The sequence below is a fragment of the Methylomonas sp. Kb3 genome (assembly GCF_002834115.1).
Lineage (GTDB): Bacteria > Pseudomonadota > Gammaproteobacteria > Methylococcales > Methylomonadaceae > Methylomonas > Methylomonas defluvii.
Genome location: NZ_PIZT01000069.1, coordinates 304,747 through 321,225, shown reverse-complemented (window position 1 = coordinate 321,225; position 16,479 = coordinate 304,747). Strand labels below are relative to the sequence as shown.

Annotated in this window: 17 protein-coding genes; all 17 read right to left on the bottom strand. The window is 40.4% G+C overall.

Annotated features, from left to right (window positions below):
- Positions 1-9: 9 nt before the first annotated feature.
- Positions 10-1,161, bottom strand: a complete 1,152-nt coding sequence (rffA, locus tag CWO84_RS22595; protein ID WP_240618128.1) for a dTDP-4-amino-4,6-dideoxygalactose transaminase — start codon at positions 1,159-1,161, stop codon at positions 10-12.
- Between the two features lie 3 nt (positions 1,162-1,164).
- Entirely contained in the window at positions 1,165-2,034 is an 870-nt protein-coding gene (locus CWO84_RS22590; protein WP_084153193.1) for a class I SAM-dependent methyltransferase, read from the bottom strand.
- On the bottom strand, positions 2,031-2,456 hold the full coding sequence (locus tag CWO84_RS22585; protein WP_033155741.1) for a GtrA family protein: 426 nt from the start codon (positions 2,454-2,456) through the stop codon (positions 2,031-2,033). Before CWO84_RS22585 ends, CWO84_RS22590 begins: the two co-directional genes overlap by 4 nt.
- Before the next feature lies 1 nt (position 2,457).
- Positions 2,458-3,378 carry a hypothetical protein gene (locus CWO84_RS22580; protein ID WP_033155228.1) on the bottom strand — a complete coding sequence of 307 codons (921 nt, stop codon included), beginning with the start codon at positions 3,376-3,378 and terminating at the stop codon, positions 2,458-2,460.
- Positions 3,375-3,812 carry an acetyltransferase gene (locus CWO84_RS22575; protein WP_205800450.1) on the bottom strand — a complete coding sequence of 146 codons (438 nt, stop codon included), beginning with the start codon at positions 3,810-3,812 and terminating at the stop codon, positions 3,375-3,377. The genes CWO84_RS22580 and CWO84_RS22575 overlap by 4 nt, the downstream gene beginning before the upstream one ends.
- Positions 3,813-4,040: 228 nt before the next feature.
- The gene (locus CWO84_RS22570; protein WP_033155230.1) at positions 4,041-4,670 is read right to left on the bottom strand and encodes a methyltransferase domain-containing protein; all 630 of its coding nucleotides are present in this window, start codon (positions 4,668-4,670) and stop codon (positions 4,041-4,043) included.
- 95 nt (positions 4,671-4,765) lie between these two features.
- Positions 4,766-5,758, bottom strand: coding sequence for a methyltransferase domain-containing protein (locus tag CWO84_RS22565; RefSeq protein ID WP_101055385.1), 993 nt, complete (start codon positions 5,756-5,758; stop codon positions 4,766-4,768).
- Positions 5,759-5,788: 30 nt separating this feature from the next.
- Complete coding sequence (locus CWO84_RS22560; protein WP_101055383.1) at positions 5,789-6,619, bottom strand: phytanoyl-CoA dioxygenase family protein; 831 nt, start codon at positions 6,617-6,619, stop codon at positions 5,789-5,791.
- Complete coding sequence (locus CWO84_RS22555) at positions 6,616-7,560, bottom strand: glycosyltransferase family 2 protein (protein ID WP_101055381.1); 945 nt, start codon at positions 7,558-7,560, stop codon at positions 6,616-6,618. The genes CWO84_RS22560 and CWO84_RS22555 overlap by 4 nt, the downstream gene beginning before the upstream one ends.
- Complete coding sequence (locus CWO84_RS22550) at positions 7,557-8,252, bottom strand: WbqC family protein (RefSeq protein WP_033155233.1); 696 nt, start codon at positions 8,250-8,252, stop codon at positions 7,557-7,559. The genes CWO84_RS22555 and CWO84_RS22550 overlap by 4 nt, the downstream gene beginning before the upstream one ends.
- A 129-nt stretch (positions 8,253-8,381) precedes the next feature.
- Positions 8,382-10,001, bottom strand: coding sequence for a hypothetical protein (locus CWO84_RS22545; RefSeq protein WP_101055379.1), 1,620 nt, complete (start codon positions 9,999-10,001; stop codon positions 8,382-8,384).
- Between the two features lie 42 nt (positions 10,002-10,043).
- On the bottom strand, positions 10,044-10,697 hold the full coding sequence (locus CWO84_RS22540) for a hypothetical protein (protein WP_101055378.1): 654 nt from the start codon (positions 10,695-10,697) through the stop codon (positions 10,044-10,046).
- The gene (locus tag CWO84_RS22535) at positions 10,694-11,965 is read right to left on the bottom strand and encodes a hypothetical protein (RefSeq protein WP_101055376.1); all 1,272 of its coding nucleotides are present in this window, start codon (positions 11,963-11,965) and stop codon (positions 10,694-10,696) included. Before CWO84_RS22535 ends, CWO84_RS22540 begins: the two co-directional genes overlap by 4 nt.
- A 30-nt stretch (positions 11,966-11,995) precedes the next feature.
- Positions 11,996-12,421: a GtrA family protein gene (locus CWO84_RS22530; RefSeq protein ID WP_084153194.1), complete on the bottom strand. Its 426-nt coding sequence runs from the start codon at positions 12,419-12,421 to the stop codon at positions 11,996-11,998.
- The gene (locus CWO84_RS22525) at positions 12,405-13,346 is read right to left on the bottom strand and encodes a glycosyltransferase family 2 protein (RefSeq protein ID WP_101055374.1); all 942 of its coding nucleotides are present in this window, start codon (positions 13,344-13,346) and stop codon (positions 12,405-12,407) included. The genes CWO84_RS22530 and CWO84_RS22525 overlap by 17 nt, the downstream gene beginning before the upstream one ends.
- 11 nt (positions 13,347-13,357) lie before the next feature.
- The gene (locus tag CWO84_RS22520; RefSeq protein WP_205800446.1) at positions 13,358-15,139 is read right to left on the bottom strand and encodes a thiamine pyrophosphate-binding protein; all 1,782 of its coding nucleotides are present in this window, start codon (positions 15,137-15,139) and stop codon (positions 13,358-13,360) included.
- Between the two features lie 15 nt (positions 15,140-15,154).
- On the bottom strand, positions 15,155-16,468 hold the full coding sequence (gene rfbH / locus CWO84_RS22515; RefSeq protein WP_033155238.1) for a lipopolysaccharide biosynthesis protein RfbH: 1,314 nt from the start codon (positions 16,466-16,468) through the stop codon (positions 15,155-15,157).
- Between the last annotated feature and the right edge of the window lie 11 nt (positions 16,469-16,479).

The following is a 16,479-nucleotide window of genomic DNA, read 5'->3' as shown; positions in this document are numbered from 1 at the left end:
AGGCAAAATCTACCCCTTGCTCGTAACATATTCCAGCACATCCACAACTCGTCTTTGCTGCTCCGAAGTAAGTCCAACCCAAAGCGGCAAACGTATCAATTTTTCTGAGCGCGAATTGGTAACTTCAAGTTCGCCGTGAACTCTTCCATATCGTTCCCCAGCCGGCGAAGAATGCAACGGAACATAGTGAAACACTGACGTGATGTCATTACGCTTGAACTCATTCAATACTTGTTGCCGATCAATATCAGAAGCCAATAGCACGTAGTACATATGGGCATTATGTTGACAACTATCAGGGACAATAGGTCGGCGTAGAACACCTTTCGATTCGAGAGGCTCCAATATCTCATGGTAACGCTGCCAGCTTACCAGCCGCTCATGTGTTATGCGCTCAGAATCTTCAAGCTGAGCCCAGAGAAAAGCAGCGATCAATTCACCAGGCAAAAATGATGAGCCAACTTCTTGCCAGGTATATTTATCAACTTCACCACGGAAAAAACGACTGCGATCAGTACCCTTTTCTCGAACAATTTCGGCACGCAATGCTAGGTCAGGATCGTTTACTAATATAGCTCCACCCTCTCCAGATATAACATTCTTGGTTTCATGAAAACTATATGTCCCAAGATCACCGATGCTTCCTAACATGCTCCCTTTATAACTGGCCATGACACCTTGCGCGGCATCCTCTACAACCTTAAGATCATGGCGCTTAGAAATAGCCATAATTGTGTCCATTTCGCACCCAACCCCAGCGTAATGAACTGGTACAATCGCCTTCGTTCGCGGCGTAATAGCTGATTCGATCAATCGCTCGTCCAGATTCAAGGTATCCTCTCGGATATCCACAAAAACTGGCACGCCACCACGTAACACAAAGGCATTGGCCGTTGAAACAAAGGTATAAGACGGCATAATGATCTCGTCACCAGGCTGAATATCCAATAGTAATGCAGCCATCTCCAGCGCAGCCGTGCATGAGTGAGTTAATAAAGCTTTACTACAATGGGTACGCTCCTCTATCCAGCCATGACATCTCTTGGTAAAAGGCCCATCACCAGCCAAGCTTCCATTGAAATGAGCTTCGGCTATATAGTACAACTCCTTGCCTGTCATATAAGGCCAATTAAAAGGAATAGTATTATGCATATTTTTCATACTTTAAATCTTCGTAGCAACTATAAGTCGGGATCCACCTAAGGGATAATTCATTCCAAACTTTATCCCTGCAAGCTCAATCCTTAACAAGCTAGCGAATAATATATTCAACCAAGGATCAATTTTAAGCTCAGATGTGGGATCAAATTTCTCGTCCTTATTCTTTTTAAAAAACCTAGAAAATATCATCGCAGGCAAAATCAAAGACACAAAAGACGTACTTCTGACGATTCTAAACCCCGCCATCTCTACCTTTTTATAAATCTCTATAGCAGAATAACGACGTTCATGAAGTGCATATTCGTCAGCAACGCTCCATAACCACGCATGCTGAGGCACAGTGAGCAATAGCACTCCTTTGGACTTCAATGCCTTATGAATCTGACTAAGAACAAGCTCATCTTCTTTGATGTGTTCGAGTACATCGAAAGCTCCAATAGCATCAAATTCATCCATAAAGGGAATTTGCCGAGCATCCATTTGCATGAGATTAGCTGAAGGAACTCGCTTCGCAGCAAATCCTAGCCCTTCGACGAAAATTTCGCTTCCATTAACTGCCACATCTGGAAAAGAATTTTGAATTGCGCTCAACACAAAACCAGTACCACAACCTATTTCAAGAAAATCTCTTAGGCTTGGAGAGTATTTTTTCAACGCCCACAAAATTATTTTATTTCTCGATTGGAACCAGAAATTAGATGATTCAAGACAAGCTAACTCCGAAAAATAACTTGCCTTAAAGCCTCCGCCACCACGAGCATAATCAGGCGCGTAAGAATCAAAACCGTCTATATTGCAGGGGCTAAATCCACAACTTAAACAGTTAGAGTTTTTAGTATCATATTGCGAGTTACAAGCTAAGCAATGTCTCATACCTTACCCGCATTAACACTTCCAGAAGCCGTAAAAACGAAAAACTTGAATGTAAAAAAAAGGAACAAAGCCACGATAAAAATCGCCGCCGCTTGAACTAACTCATGTGGGTATCCAAGCTTATCAACCATTACGATAAGTATCCCAAGGTTAATAAAATATCCTACGCAATGTACAATTGCGTAACGGACTCCAGCTCCAAGCAAACTTCCCGAGTGCGCGAATGTCAGTTTACGGTTGCCAATAAAGCCAATAACAGCCCCAACAGCATATAGACAAGTCATGGTTATCTTAGGAGCCCCTCCAAAATAAGTAACCAGTAAATAAACCATATAACCCACCGAGTTACTGAAAACTCCAACAACTCCGTAGCGAAATAATTGTTTTACTGAACTTCGACTTCTCTTTTGTGGCAAAGACATATTACCCATAAGTTAAAACAGCCAATCCAAACCCTGTCTTGCCAAAGCCATTGCCGTTATAGAGCATATATCGATGGCCTTTGTGCTCAAAAACAAATGGATACTCAATCATTTCAGAATCCCATCCATAAATAGAAACATCAATGCCCGCGTCTGCCAAGGATAACTCCCACTGCTTTCCATCATTACTAAAAGAATATCCAATTCGGTATTTACCTCCAATATCGCTTCGATAGGAGAACCACATCTTAAATCCGTTTTCTGAATCACCTATAACTGTGGGCCTAGAAAAGGCTTGCGCTCTTCCAATTTCGTAAGGTATTGCTAACCCTTTACGATTCCATTTGTGTCCGTCATGAGAAGAAGCGTATTTGATCGGAGCTAACATTTCTCCATTGCCAATATCCCAAGTTGTAACTGAGCTATACCACATGCTATAACCGTTCTCATCCTTTTGGACCCAAGGATAAGAAAGACTTATGGGATCAACATCATCAGATCCCATTAGAGGAATATCAGAATCTAGCTCTAAACTCCAATCCGGCTTTAAAATCAATCTACCAATATCGCCCCGCCAATGCCCCTGTTTAGGCGTCTGCCAACCCATAAAAAGCATATAGGTTATCCCATTAACCTCATAGCAATTACCGATGCTAACGCCGTCAGCATAAAAACAACCCTCAGGTCCATGTACAAAAAAGGGTTCACTATGCTCACAAACAAGTTCGCGTGTTAGGATATCGATATCAACTGCACCAACCGAAGAGCGATTATTCGCATCTCTGCCGCTAAAAAAAATACGGTATACATCATCTTTCAGTAACACGGGCAGAGGATTTGAAGCATGGGTCATGAGTTTGGGATGAAGCCCGTTACTAGGGGTACTGTAGAGCAGTCCTAGCTTTTGCCATTTGCTATTCATATTCCCCTTAATCTGGTACTTGGAATTTTTGATCGATCTGTTGCCATTCCCATGTAAACACCTTCGGGTTCAGCATTCACGAGCAACAATGCTCCAGCTCCAATAACGCATTTTTCGCCAATTTTAATGTGATCTCTGATTGTCGCGTTAACACCAACGAAACATTGCTCCCCAATTTCGACCCCTCCAGAAATAACGACATGAGAGGCGATGAAGCAATGATCTTTAATAGTAGAGTGATGACCGATGTGATTGCCGCTCCAAAGTGTTACGTTATTACCAATCGTAACGTAAGGCTGAATTGTGTTGTCTTCAAAAATAAAACAGTTATCACCAATTCGCCCTTCGTTTAAAATTGTAGCCCTGCTACTAACATAACTTGCTAACTGGTATCCTTTTGCTTTGGCCGACGAATACTTCTTTACGAACTGCATTTAGTTTCGAGTAACTAAGTGCGATAAAACACTCATACTCTTCTGGGCTATACTGCAGAATAATATCTTCAAATGCCACGACTGGAAGACCGCAAAAAAATGAGTCCGTTATATATGCTCTGTCAACTGTAAAAGCCACGACTTCATAATCTGAGTCATTACTGAAATAAAAATAGGCAAGCTGTGCTATTTCACCGCAACCGAAAATTACAAGCCGATTCTTCATAATTATTTCCTTACCAATATCGTGAACTCATACAGCCCATAATCATGCAGCAAAGCCACATTTCGCGAATAGCGGCGCTTACACAAATCAAACAAGGCACACGGGTCCGCATAATAGAGGTAATCGCGCATCTTATCTGCGTCCGAATAAGCGGTAAGACAATTAAACGCAAATCCTCGACTGGCATATTGGGACATAGCATCCAAAGTCGTATGAATATAATCAATCCAAGTATCGTCTGAATACTCAAGCTTGACGTTAAAAACGCCGCTTGCCAAACAATAATCTGTGACTTCTAGCATTTGACTTCCAACATTAAACCTAACATTTGACTGATCGCAATGCTCTATCCTCGCAGCATCGATCATTTCAGCGGAGACATCGTATCCGAGGTACTCAAATTTTTCGAAACGAGCTGCCAAATAGTCCGCCAATGCGGCATAACCACAACCATAATCGGTTATAGAAAACTCATCGCAGGCACCCGCGTCAAGCAATTTACATAATTGACTGAACCGCAAAACTTGGCTAGCCTCTCCATTCCAGTCCACACCCTTAGGACTTACCCCATGCTCGACAATCTTTCTACCGTAGTAATTCCCTATGTCTTTAATTAGTTTTTCAGCAGTCATGATATCGGGCAATCTAAACTATTAAACAAATGTATGAATCAAAAATAACCGCATCGTTGCGAGCAGGAGTCACGCCATAGCTATTAAACATTATGTTATATGCTAGACAGTTTATCATTAATAATTTCTTCCATTAAATCATGAATTGATATACCCCTTTTTTTTGCTTCACTTATTAATCTGTTTTTTGACAATTCAGTAACACCTTCAAGCATTCCAAAATACCTGGTCCTCGCCGTACCTCCACGCAATCCTTTATGAATAACATCTATATTCATTTTTGGAAACCCAATATACGGAGAAAAAGAAATAAGATAAAAGCAATTTCCTAAAACATAGGTTATCTCAATATTATCTGCATTGTATGGAAGCGCGTCCAAGGGAGCATTAGAGGCCCACAATCTATTATTATTAATTGCTATTTCTGCATACGGAGTACCTCTTAAATGTGATGCAATCCCTTCATCACCAAACAGCACTTTACCGCCAATCTTGCATACACGCTCCATCTCAGAAATAGCCTTCCCAATATCTCCAAATAAATTAATACCACCAAAATGATAAACCGCATCAAAATACCTAGATGCATAAGGAAGAGATTTGGCATTTGAAACAGAAAAACATAAATTATTAAATTTATTTATGTCACTGCTTTTTTTAACCATTGCCAAACTAAAATCCTGAGCATGTAATTCACCTTCTTCGCCAATAATATTCATAATCAGCGGAATATCCTCACCCAGGCCACACCCAGTAACTAAAACCTTCATACCTTTAGCAAGGTTTAAACGATTTATAGTTTTAACTCTGAAAAAGGACTCTTGCTCATCAAATGTTTCGAAAAGCCAGTTTAAAAAATTACGATAAATTTCGGTAGATCCCTCTGAATTATACATTTTCAGATTAATATCATCAGTTTCTGTTAAAGAATACGGCTCAATAAAATCGATAACCAACGGGTTGGAGTTTACAAATTTATACAATACACCGTTACTATTAACTAATCCGTTGCAGCCATCAAGCTTAAGCTCACTTTGTACAACAGGATCAGAAAATGCCTTATATAAGGAAATATTTTTGTTAACCATTTAGTTTTTCCTAAAATAGCGAGCCAATAATCAGTAATATTTATTTTTACGCATTGCGAAATATTGCCCAACGGAACTCGCTTCCATGTAATCATATCCAAGAATTTCTTTTGCCTCTTGAGATAATGTATTATCATTTATATTGTTTGGTATACTAATCTGTTGTTTAAAAAACGGGATATTATAGAGATGATTAACCGCGCGACGCTCATAATTTGTTTTATTAAACCCACCGGAATGAAACAGCATACAATCGAGCACAATAAATGAACCAGCTTTTGCCTCTACTTGTATAGCATTACGTTGAATATAACTTAACGAAGGAAATGGTTCTGATAAATGCGATGCAGGAAGTACAAATGTTGCCCCATTTTCAAATGTAAAATCGTCAACACAGAATAAGGCATTGATAGCGAGAGGTTTTGTAGACACAAAGTGCTGATAAGGCAAATCCCGATGCCAAGCTCCTTGATTATAAGTCTCTAGCGGAGGATTGATAACTCCATTTTGCTGATTAAGCACAAACTTTCCTGAAATCAAGCGCCGTAGCACTAACAGAAGATTTTCATTCAAAGCAAGACCAATAAAAACGTCAACTCCTCCATTATGAGTTAAAGGCGACCGAATAGTGTGATATTCATTTATATCTCTAAGCAATTGTTCTCCGTACATCGAAATATATCTCTTTCGAATACGATTAAATTCATCCGAAATGTCCTTCAGCTCAGATAACGAATAGCCCCCGTCAACAACTGCATAACCAACCCTTGTAACTTGCTCAACAACCTCATCAATCACTGACTCCACTTGACACTGCTGCCAAACTCCATATGAACCACTAGGTATACTATTAACTGTCATTTTGCACCTCGCGATTGTTGAACATGTCTATAAACATGCCGAATTATCGTATATGGCCGTTGTTTGACCTCGGAAAATACCTTTGATATGTAAATACCTTGCACGCCAATAAAAAAAATAATCAATCCAGAAAACAACCATATTGATGCAATAATTGAAGTGTATCCACTAGGCGGCGAAGCGATGAAAAAAAACCTGAAAGAAAGATAGGCAATGTAGATCAATGCGGAAATCGAGATAACGAATCCTGAGTAGAATGTGAATACTAATGGAAGACTACTAAAAGATGTTACCGCGTTGACGAAATGACTAAATCTTCGAGAGATAGAGTATGTCGAGGGGCTACTTGAGTGTTTTTTGACAATTGATTGACATTGTTTAAACCCAGTGATAATCCAAAGTCCGCCAATATTAATTTCCCGTTCCTGATGTAACAGCAAGGCTTCAACGTACCTTCGTGACATTAGCCGGGCAGTGACGATATTATTTGGCTGAGCTATTCCAGTAAAAACTCGAAATAAACCATAAAACAAAACACCAGTGATTCTTTCAAAAAAACCTCCTTTGCGTTTGGATTGAATGCCGTATACAACATCGCATGCCTCCGATTCCATTTGCCTTATGAAAGGTAGCAACCATTCTGGTTCTTCCTCAAGATCGCTATCAATCAAAAACACTCGCTCACCTTGCGCTATCGATAAACCGGTCATCATCGCTTTGTGATGGCCGAAATTACGCGACAGATCGACAACAATCACATGGGGGTCTCGCTCACTAAGCTTTACAGCAAGATCGAGACTGTTATCCGGAGAACCGTCGTTAACTAGTATTATTTCGTATTCACCACCTGTTAATTCAATCGCGGCAGCGGTTGCCCTAGCATGGAACTCATTAATATATAGTGCCGATTGATAAAGAGTGGCAACAATTGAAAGCTTCATGGGCTAACATACCTCATATAACTACGCGAATCTTTACCGCAATTGAACAAAAGATCCAGTATGGTAACACCATGCGTGAAATCACCCCAAAGTTGCGGGTACTCAGGATATCCAGCATAATCGAACCAAGTAAGCTTGATACCTATTTCTCCAAATACGTGTTCGTCAATATAGCCTTTAGCGGATGGACCTGAAATATATTCTGAACCACCAGCTTGAACACAAAGATTTGCAAGGCGTTCTGTTTTACCATCAATAAGATGGTAATCCCATGAATTAGATATTACAGTTTGTATACCTAAATATTTACAAACAACCTCAATAAACCTCCGGTTCAACTGGGAGATATATATGAAAGATTCGCCTTTATAGATAGGTTCAATAAGTGAGGCGATCTCATCAAAATAAGGAGTTCGACGATAGTTCTGCTCAAGTGCTTTCCAATGCATTCCCGACCAGTCATTGCCATCAATTTGGGTTTCTCGAATCTTCTGAAGATACTTACCTTTCACTTGCACGGGAATTGTTAACCATTGAAGACCTTGAGGCGTCTTAATTTGATTGCGATTCCGCCAATCTCGACGAGTATATTGCATATCGTCATATAGAATAAACTCATCTACTGCAGCAATAATGTCAAAATAGCCTTTCCAAGGGATATAATTTGATTGAAGGATGGCTACCTTTTTCATATTAACAAAATTCCTTATAAGCCAGATAAGCCTGCATGTTATAAATCAAACTATTTTAAATACTTATGAGCACAAGATATAAAACACGAAATAAACACCTACAAAACTAAGTTACCAAATAATTTATTTTTATAGATAGCTATAGTTTGCACAACACAACCCGTTATTTTTATGTTCATATACTAGCCCTGCGTGCTCAACATAACTACACCTAGCAATAACCCCTCTAGGCTTAGCAACATCAAGCACTCTTTTAGTGCCCAAGCCAGTCAACTGCCCCTGCAAGTCGAGATAGGTAATTGGAAATAGTATAGAAAAACGCTTCATGCTTTCATAGGTTAAATCGTCGACAATAATTCTGCCCTTATCCATATTCAGTTTACATGCACTAGCCAACTCCAAAATATCATCATTAACTGCGCCGAGACTATTCAACGCAATTGATGGACCCACAAAGCCTTCCTTTAAATATTTGTTGAATAATACAAAATTCACAAGTAGGGATGAAGCAACTACACAAATACAGACTAACGCATATATATTTATAAGATGCTTAAAGTATCCAGACCTAAAACCAGCAAGAGATAGACAAACAACAACAACAATTACATAATTTAGAAAAAAAGTCCTATAAAAATTATGAGCCGCGTCATAAACATACAAAAAAACAATCGGAGAAACAATCAAACACAGAAGCAAATATCTTATATCAAAATATTTTTTACAGGTGTATTTCGCCTTAAAATAACAAAATAACCCATTAATCACCTTAAAAACGCTAAAAAATAAAACTCCAAAAAATATAACAAGATTAAAAAACAGAATAATCCGTATAAACCAATTTAAAAACCTTAGTTTAATAAAATAAACTATAGACTCAGGTTCGACGGAGGGCAAGTAACCAATCGCATATTCATTATTATAAAGAAACGACTGAGAATAACCGACAAAGTTATTATTAACCCAGCTAAAGAATCCCTGCAATACAACTGCATGTATATCAACTGTCATAGAAGACAAATAACTCTGTATACCAGGGTAATTGTCGCATGACATGCCCCGACTAAACCCAATAATAGCTGCAATTGACATACCGAACAAATATGCAACAGATAATATCGTGGGAATAATTTTATACGTAAATGATCGACATAGTAATATTGCAAGAACTATAGACAGCGGAACAAATAACACCCCTTGAATATGCACATAAACCGACAATGATGCACTAGCCAGCAAACCAACCAATACAAAAATACCGATATAAAGCTTACGAACTTCAGAATTATCCCAATAAACAAATGAGAGTAAGCAGAAAAGCAAATTAAGCAAATGAATAAATTCAGGACGAGCCATCGTTAGCCCGGAGCCAGCAACCCCAATAAATCCTGTTGAAATAATTAGTACCGCAAGTGGATTTACACCCTTGACAGCCTTCTTAGCCACATATAATGCTATCGTCAAAGTAACCAGTAATGGAAAAATACGAAACTGTACGGGATTTACCAAAAGCATAGTTTTAGACAATAACCACGCTGGTAATGCAAGCAGCATCGGGACTTTCAGCCCCCAAGACGAGCAAAGTGCAAACAACCCGTGAGAAACGCCCTTATCCTGAATAAACCTTCCTGCATAGAATTGCAATGCAACTTCATCAGGATAATAAGGCATGTCACGCCAAACAATTAAAGACAGAATACACAAACCACTGACAGCGATTGCCAAATAGTTTTTTTGAGAAATCACCATGATTTGAATAGATTATCCGACTATAAAATACAACCTATAGACTCACGACCTATGATATTCAACAATTAGCAAACTTGAAAACATCCACATAAATAACGCCACCAAATATACCGTTATATAATCGATAGATACAATATCAAATGACTTTGACGCGGGAGCCACGATTTCTGTTGGCCTCATGCTCAAAATAATCAATTTTAGCTGGGAAATTGTTTCAACGACCTGACTATTGCATTCTTTCTTGTCTAAAATTTTCTCCCAATAAAGTATTTCACTTTTGACACTATTGAGTTCTTTGTTTAATTTTTGCTGATGATGATCGACAATTTTCTGAGCTAAAGCAGAAACTAAGCGTTCAGCATCGTCAACAGAATCCCAATGGACTAGTATCTTTATTGCTTTATTATTATCGATAGGATGCGTCCTAATTCTCTTTGAAAGGCCCGTAGGAGATACGTTATTAGCAGTCGCCACCGAAATTAAGGTTTCTGAGTTACGTAAATATTCGATGGATTCCGCCGCGCCAGCAATGGGCGTATTGTTATCAAATTGACCTAATTTAATTATAACTTGCGCCTCATATTTAACAGGCATTACTTCCAGTAAAATAAAGGCCATCAAAACCCACAATAGGAGATTTAAACCTATATATCCTTTATTTTGTATCAGCGCATCAACTAGGCTTTTAAATGTCATGAAAATTTCCTTAAAGATACTAAAACCGGGTAACTCATGATTATCAACATGAAAAGCAGACAAAATGGACGAATATACGCACCAAATGTCAATCCGGTTGATACATCCACGTAATGCTGCGAAAGAAAACTAAATTGATTGAACTCAATTATCGGACCAACCACAAAATCCAGAGGAATCAACAGCACAAACATGATTATCCTTCTATATTTATTAGCATAACTTCCAATTAAAATTGCACTTAAATATGGCAGTAACAAAATAACTGCATACCCACCTGGGGAATCAGTAGCGACCATCATAGAAAGCAAAACAACTACGCTTAATTGCTCCCAAGTAAAAAAATGAGCTTTTCGCGCCGATAAAAATAAAATAGACGCCGCAACAAAAAGAACAAACCACCTTAAAAAGTGCGCAGTCAAATAGAGGATTACCGGAATCCTGTCCTGATAGTAAAAGACAGCTTTCGACCATGAACTAAGCGAAGTTGTGTACCAAACTTTCTGAAAAAAATCCGAATTAACAGCGCCGGAAAAAGAAAACATATTTTCGAAAATTTGCCTATAGTTTCCATCTTCCAAGACAATCATACTTATTTGATTAATCAATAATGATGCAAAAAAACTTATCAGAAAGTATGTATATTCTCTTTTAAAAAACGGCACGAACCAGAGCACTATTAAATACTGCTTAATATTTATAGCCAACGCAAGAAATACTGCGCCTTTCCAATTGGCGCCAAAAGCCCGAGAAAAAGCCAACAACATAAAAGCAACTATAATATAGTTGCCTCTTTCTAACGCATAAAGCCCGGGAAATTGCATCAGCAACGCAAGAAATATAACAATCTCAACCGAAATATATTTTATACCCACCTGCTTTACGATTAATTTTGTACATACAAAAATTGCACAAAAATAAAACAAAAATAGCCAAGCGATAGAATATGGCGAGCAATCTCGTAACTCTGCCGGTAAAACAACGGAAGCACAATAATCCGGCACTAACATTTGCGCCAATGCAAATACGCTTATCGGATAAATTGATTGCCATATGTCATAACGCCCATCATTTAGACTCCAATAATTTGTATTATAGAAGTCCATAAATGTATCTAAAGGCGCAAAGAAAAATGGCGGCATTGCATAACCGCTGGATTCAAAATACTTGACAAAAAAGATCAAAAAAACCAACTCTGAAAAGATTATCCAGACAAACCACCAATGAATATTTTTATTTTTTACACAAACACTATCAGCTGAAGTCATTCAATATGCCATCCATACTAGATAGTAAATTTAAGATAACTTACTTTGCGCACCATTCTTTTTAAAAGAAAATCGGCGATGCAAGATATAACTGCTTATCACAGTAATAGATACTATAATTGCTTGGGCAATCAATGTATGTAGATTAAGTCTCTCGACCAAAAGAGGTAATGCTATTAAATTAAAACCAAAAGCACCAAGGTAAACCATATTAAACCTAAAAAATTCTTTCAACCACCGCCCTTTCACGCGAAACACATAAATCCTATAACCCAAATATGCATTAATCACCGATACAAAATGACTTATGATTAAAAGCCACACATAATGTAAATCATGGTGTAGGAAAAACCAAATAACTGCAAAAAAACCATACCCAAAAGCGGTATTGTACAAACCTACAAATAAATAACGAATTTTTTCGTTACCCCAAAAACGTTTAGTTATTGAACCCAACTTCCTTTCTCACGATAAAATTAGGGCGATTCTTCACTTCCTCGTATATCAAACCAATATATTCTGCAACAATACCCAACATAGTAAATAATATTCCGAACATCAAGAACATAACGGTCATAATGGTCCCATATCCAGCAAACGGCACACCCCAGAATATTGCTTTTACTATTGTCCATACTAATAGGATAAAAGACGCCGCAGATATGGTTATTCCCAATATTGTAATAAGCTTTAAAGGCACATAAGAATGGGCCAATATGCCTTTTAACGCCAGTTCGATAACCTTGAAAGTGTGAGCTCCCGATACGCCGGCAAAGCGTTCAGCCCGCTCATGCTCAATACCTATGGATTTATAACCCACCCAGGCAAATAGTCCACGAATAAAACGGTTACGTTCGTGTATGGAATTGATGGTTTCGTATACCTTTCTATCGATCAGCCTGAAGTCGCTAACATTTCTGGGAACCATGCCGTTGGTCAAACCGTTGGCCACCCAATAAAACAATTGCGAGTTAAAACGGCGAATTAAGCCCGTGCCATTACGTTTGGTAACAATACCGTAAACGTTTTCATATCCCTCTTCCCATTTTTTGATGAACTGAGTTATTAAATGTGGTGGATCTTGCAAATCCGCAGTCATGATCACGGCAGCATCACCAGACGCATAATTCAGTCCAGCGGTAATGCCGCCATCCATTCTAAAATTACGCGCCAGTTGCACAATTTTAAACCGCGGGTCTTTCTCATGTACCGCGCAGAGCTTTTCGTAGGTATTATCTTGAGAACCGTTCTCTACGATAATAGCTTCAAAATCGTAAGCGCTATTTTCCGCAAATACTGCTGTTAATTGTTTAGCCAATTCATCAACATTGTCCTGCTCGTTATAGGCAGGAATTACCACTGAGATTAGTTTTCTATTCATACTGGATATGTTTATTGCAAATATTGCGCTACTACGGAATATAGATTCTCATCCAAGTCCGGAGTCATTTGGTGCAAGGGATTTGATTGCATCGAACCTGTTTCCGTTACCCTACTGTTAATTTTGGGAAAATAGGTTTGTTCCGGATCTATCGGTACAACAAACCCAGCAGGTTCATCGCTTGCGAATAGGCGTTGGAATTCCGGGTCTTGCTCGAAATTGGCATCGAGTTTGATACAAGGCAGATTAAAGGCTTTAAATAAGGTTAGCCAATCCGGTAAACCCAATCCCGAGGACTGGTCGCAACCAATATAGGCACCATTAAAATAATTTCTTTGCGTCATGCGAATGGATGCATAGCCATTATCGTTAAAAATGAAAATTTTCAGATTTAACTTATTGACAGCAACCGTGCCCAACTCCTGTAAATTTTGGGCAAATCCACCATCGCCTTCCACTAGAACTGTCCTGCGCTGCGGATAGGCGAAAGCCGCGCCTATTGCTCCGCTCAAACCGTACCCCATCGATGCCAAGCCCTTGTTTGTCACAATGTGTTGGCCGCGCTGTTGGGCGAAGGTTTGCATCATCACGGTAAAGGCTCCGCCACTACTGCAAGGAATGACATTATCCGTGTCTCGGCAGTGTACCGACAAACGGCTGACAAAATCGTACGGCGATAAATAATGCTCTGCCGTGTTATTAATTGGCTCGATCAACGGCAATTGGGCTTTCACTTTTTGGCAAAAAGCCACCCATTCGGCATGATCGCCAAGGCTTGCTGCCGCCAATGCTTGTAACACTTGATTGGCATCGCCTTGCAAACCGCTATCGACGCGGGGATGGCCTTTGTTAAGCTCGGTTGGGTCGCATTCCACTTGCACTACTCTGCCGTTAGGTACGAACTCCTGCCAGTTAAACCCGGTTTGTTGCAGACCCAAACGGGTTCCCAGTGCGATCAGCAAATCGGCTTGTTGCATCAATAAATTGCTGTAACGTTGCCCCCAGGTATTGGGGCGGCCAAAATACAAGGGGTGATCCGCTGCCACCCTATCCGCGCCATTCCATGTGGTTGCCAAAGGAATACCCATAGGCTCCAAAGCCTCGTATATCTTTTCTACCGTCTGTCTGGCAACACCGGCTCCAATCAATAAAAACGGCCGTTTTGCCGTGCGAACATCGTCGATTAGACGTTGGATTTCGGCTGAATGTATAGGTGGGATAGCTTGCTTTGCGGCTGGAGCAAATTCGCATATTGGATCGCTTACGTCGACCGGTGCACCTTGAATATCCAACGGAATTTCAAGAAACACCGGGCCTTTGCGGCCTGTAACCCCGGCGTCGATAATCCGATTAAATGCCTCACAGGAAATCAAGCTATCCATCAGCACCGATTTTGAGGTGATCGGCTTGACTATATCGACACCATCAATCTCTTGAATGCCGCGCTGGCGTACTTGTTGCCGGCAAAGATCGGCGGTCTTTACTTGCCCACCTATCACCAATAATTCCCGGCTCTCCAAATAGGCACCCGCCACTGCGGTGACAATATTGGTTAAGCCGGGACCGGCGGTTACCAAAGCAAAGGCTTTACCATCGGTGCTTATTTCATTGAAATATTCCGCTGCGATTCCGGCCGCCACCTCATGCACCACGCTAACGCAGTTGAAATGACGATTTACGCTCGCGAGAATATGCATGATATTGCCGCCGGCCACGTAAAAGCAGTGGGTATATCCTCTTTCTTTTAACCAATCGGCCAATAGATCGCTATATTTTATGGTCTTGTTTTGCATTGCTTGTTTGCCAGCTTATTGACGGATACCAAAAAAGATTTCTATTTTTTCGGCAACGAATTCCAGCATCTCTGTGGTCAAGGCTGGATAAATACCGATCCAAAAAGTTTGCCGCATAATTCTATCGGTTACATCCAATGAGCCGGAAATTCGATATTGTCTGCCTTTCATATAGGGCTGACGGGTCAAGTTTCCGGCAAACAGCAAGCGGGAGCCGATTTTGTATTTATCCAGATATTTCAACAATTCCACGCGCTCGTGACCTGAGTCTTCCTTCAGCGTGATAGGAAACCCAAACCATGAGGGATCCGATCCCGGTGTGGCTTCCGGCAGAATCAAATACTGCTCGCAAGTAGCCAAGCGTTGCTTCAGGAATTTAAAATTACGTTTTCTGATTTCAATCAATTCCGGCGCACGCTCTAACTGCGCTAAGCCACAGGCCGCCTGCATATCGGTAATTTTTAAGTTATAACCCAAGTGCGAATAGGTGTATTTGTGGTCGTAGCCAGCCGGCAAATCGCCTAACTGCCAACCGAAGCGCTTTTTACAGGTATTATCTACGCCGGGGGCGCAGTAACAATCTCTTCCCCAATCCCGAAACGACTCGATGATAGTTTTCAGGCGGCGACTGCTGGTAAATACCGCGCCACCCTCGCCCATCGTGATGTGGTGAGCAGGGTAAAAACTGAGCGTACCAATATCGCCGAAGGTACCAACATTACGGCCCTTGTAGGTTGTACCCAACGCATCGCAGCAATCTTCTATCAACCAGAGATTGTATTTTTTTGCGATTTCGACGACTTTATCCAGGTCAAACGGATTGCCCAGCGTGTGGGCAATCATAATTGCTTTGGTTTTAGGCGTGATGGCCGCCTCGATTTTACTGGGATCGATGTTGTAGGTTGGTATTTCCACATCGACAAATACCGGGACCAGATCGTAAAGCAAGATAGGATTAACCGTCGTCGGAAAACCAGCCGCCACGGAAATGACTTCATCGCCTTTCTGTAAGGCACGATCACCCAGTTTTTCGGATGTCAAACAGGCAAAAGCCAGCAGATTCGCAGAGGAACCGGAATTGACCGTCAACGCGCTGCTAACCCCGATAAACTCTGCCAATTGCTTTTCAAACTGGTCGTTAAATCGTCCGGTAGTCAACCAACCGTCCAGCGAGGCTTCGACCATATAACTAAGTTCTTTAGCGCCGAGAATTTTACCCGAAGGCGGCACTACGGACTGTTCCGGAACGAAAGCTTTTTCGGCATAACGTTCGGCGGCGTATTGTTCAACCAAATCCAAAATCTGCGCTTTTAATGTATTTTCTGTCACTGTCTTATCTT

Bases quoted from the DNA above. Each gene is read 5' to 3' on its own strand.
- rffA (WP_240618128.1), bottom strand. From the start codon at position 1,161: ATGAAAAATATGCATAATACTATTCCTTTTAATTGGCCTTATATGACA.
- CWO84_RS22590 (WP_084153193.1), bottom strand. From the start codon at position 2,034: ATGAGACATTGCTTAGCTTGTAACTCGCAATATGATACTAAAAACTCT.
- CWO84_RS22585 (WP_033155741.1), bottom strand. From the start codon at position 2,456: ATGTCTTTGCCACAAAAGAGAAGTCGAAGTTCAGTAAAACAATTATTT.
- CWO84_RS22580 (WP_033155228.1), bottom strand. From the start codon at position 3,378: ATGAATAGCAAATGGCAAAAGCTAGGACTGCTCTACAGTACCCCTAGT.
- CWO84_RS22575 (WP_205800450.1), bottom strand. From the start codon at position 3,812: ATGCAGTTCGTAAAGAAGTATTCGTCGGCCAAAGCAAAAGGATACCAG.
- CWO84_RS22570 (WP_033155230.1), bottom strand. From the start codon at position 4,670: ATGACTGCTGAAAAACTAATTAAAGACATAGGGAATTACTACGGTAGA.
- CWO84_RS22565 (WP_101055385.1), bottom strand. From the start codon at position 5,758: ATGGTTAACAAAAATATTTCCTTATATAAGGCATTTTCTGATCCTGTT.
- CWO84_RS22560 (WP_101055383.1), bottom strand. From the start codon at position 6,619: ATGACAGTTAATAGTATACCTAGTGGTTCATATGGAGTTTGGCAGCAG.
- CWO84_RS22555 (WP_101055381.1), bottom strand. From the start codon at position 7,560: ATGAAGCTTTCAATTGTTGCCACTCTTTATCAATCGGCACTATATATT.
- CWO84_RS22550 (WP_033155233.1), bottom strand. From the start codon at position 8,252: ATGAAAAAGGTAGCCATCCTTCAATCAAATTATATCCCTTGGAAAGGC.
- CWO84_RS22545 (WP_101055379.1), bottom strand. From the start codon at position 10,001: ATGGTGATTTCTCAAAAAAACTATTTGGCAATCGCTGTCAGTGGTTTG.
- CWO84_RS22540 (WP_101055378.1), bottom strand. From the start codon at position 10,697: ATGACATTTAAAAGCCTAGTTGATGCGCTGATACAAAATAAAGGATAT.
- CWO84_RS22535 (WP_101055376.1), bottom strand. From the start codon at position 11,965: ATGACTTCAGCTGATAGTGTTTGTGTAAAAAATAAAAATATTCATTGG.
- CWO84_RS22525 (WP_101055374.1), bottom strand. From the start codon at position 13,346: ATGAATAGAAAACTAATCTCAGTGGTAATTCCTGCCTATAACGAGCAG.
- CWO84_RS22520 (WP_205800446.1), bottom strand. From the start codon at position 15,139: ATGCAAAACAAGACCATAAAATATAGCGATCTATTGGCCGATTGGTTA.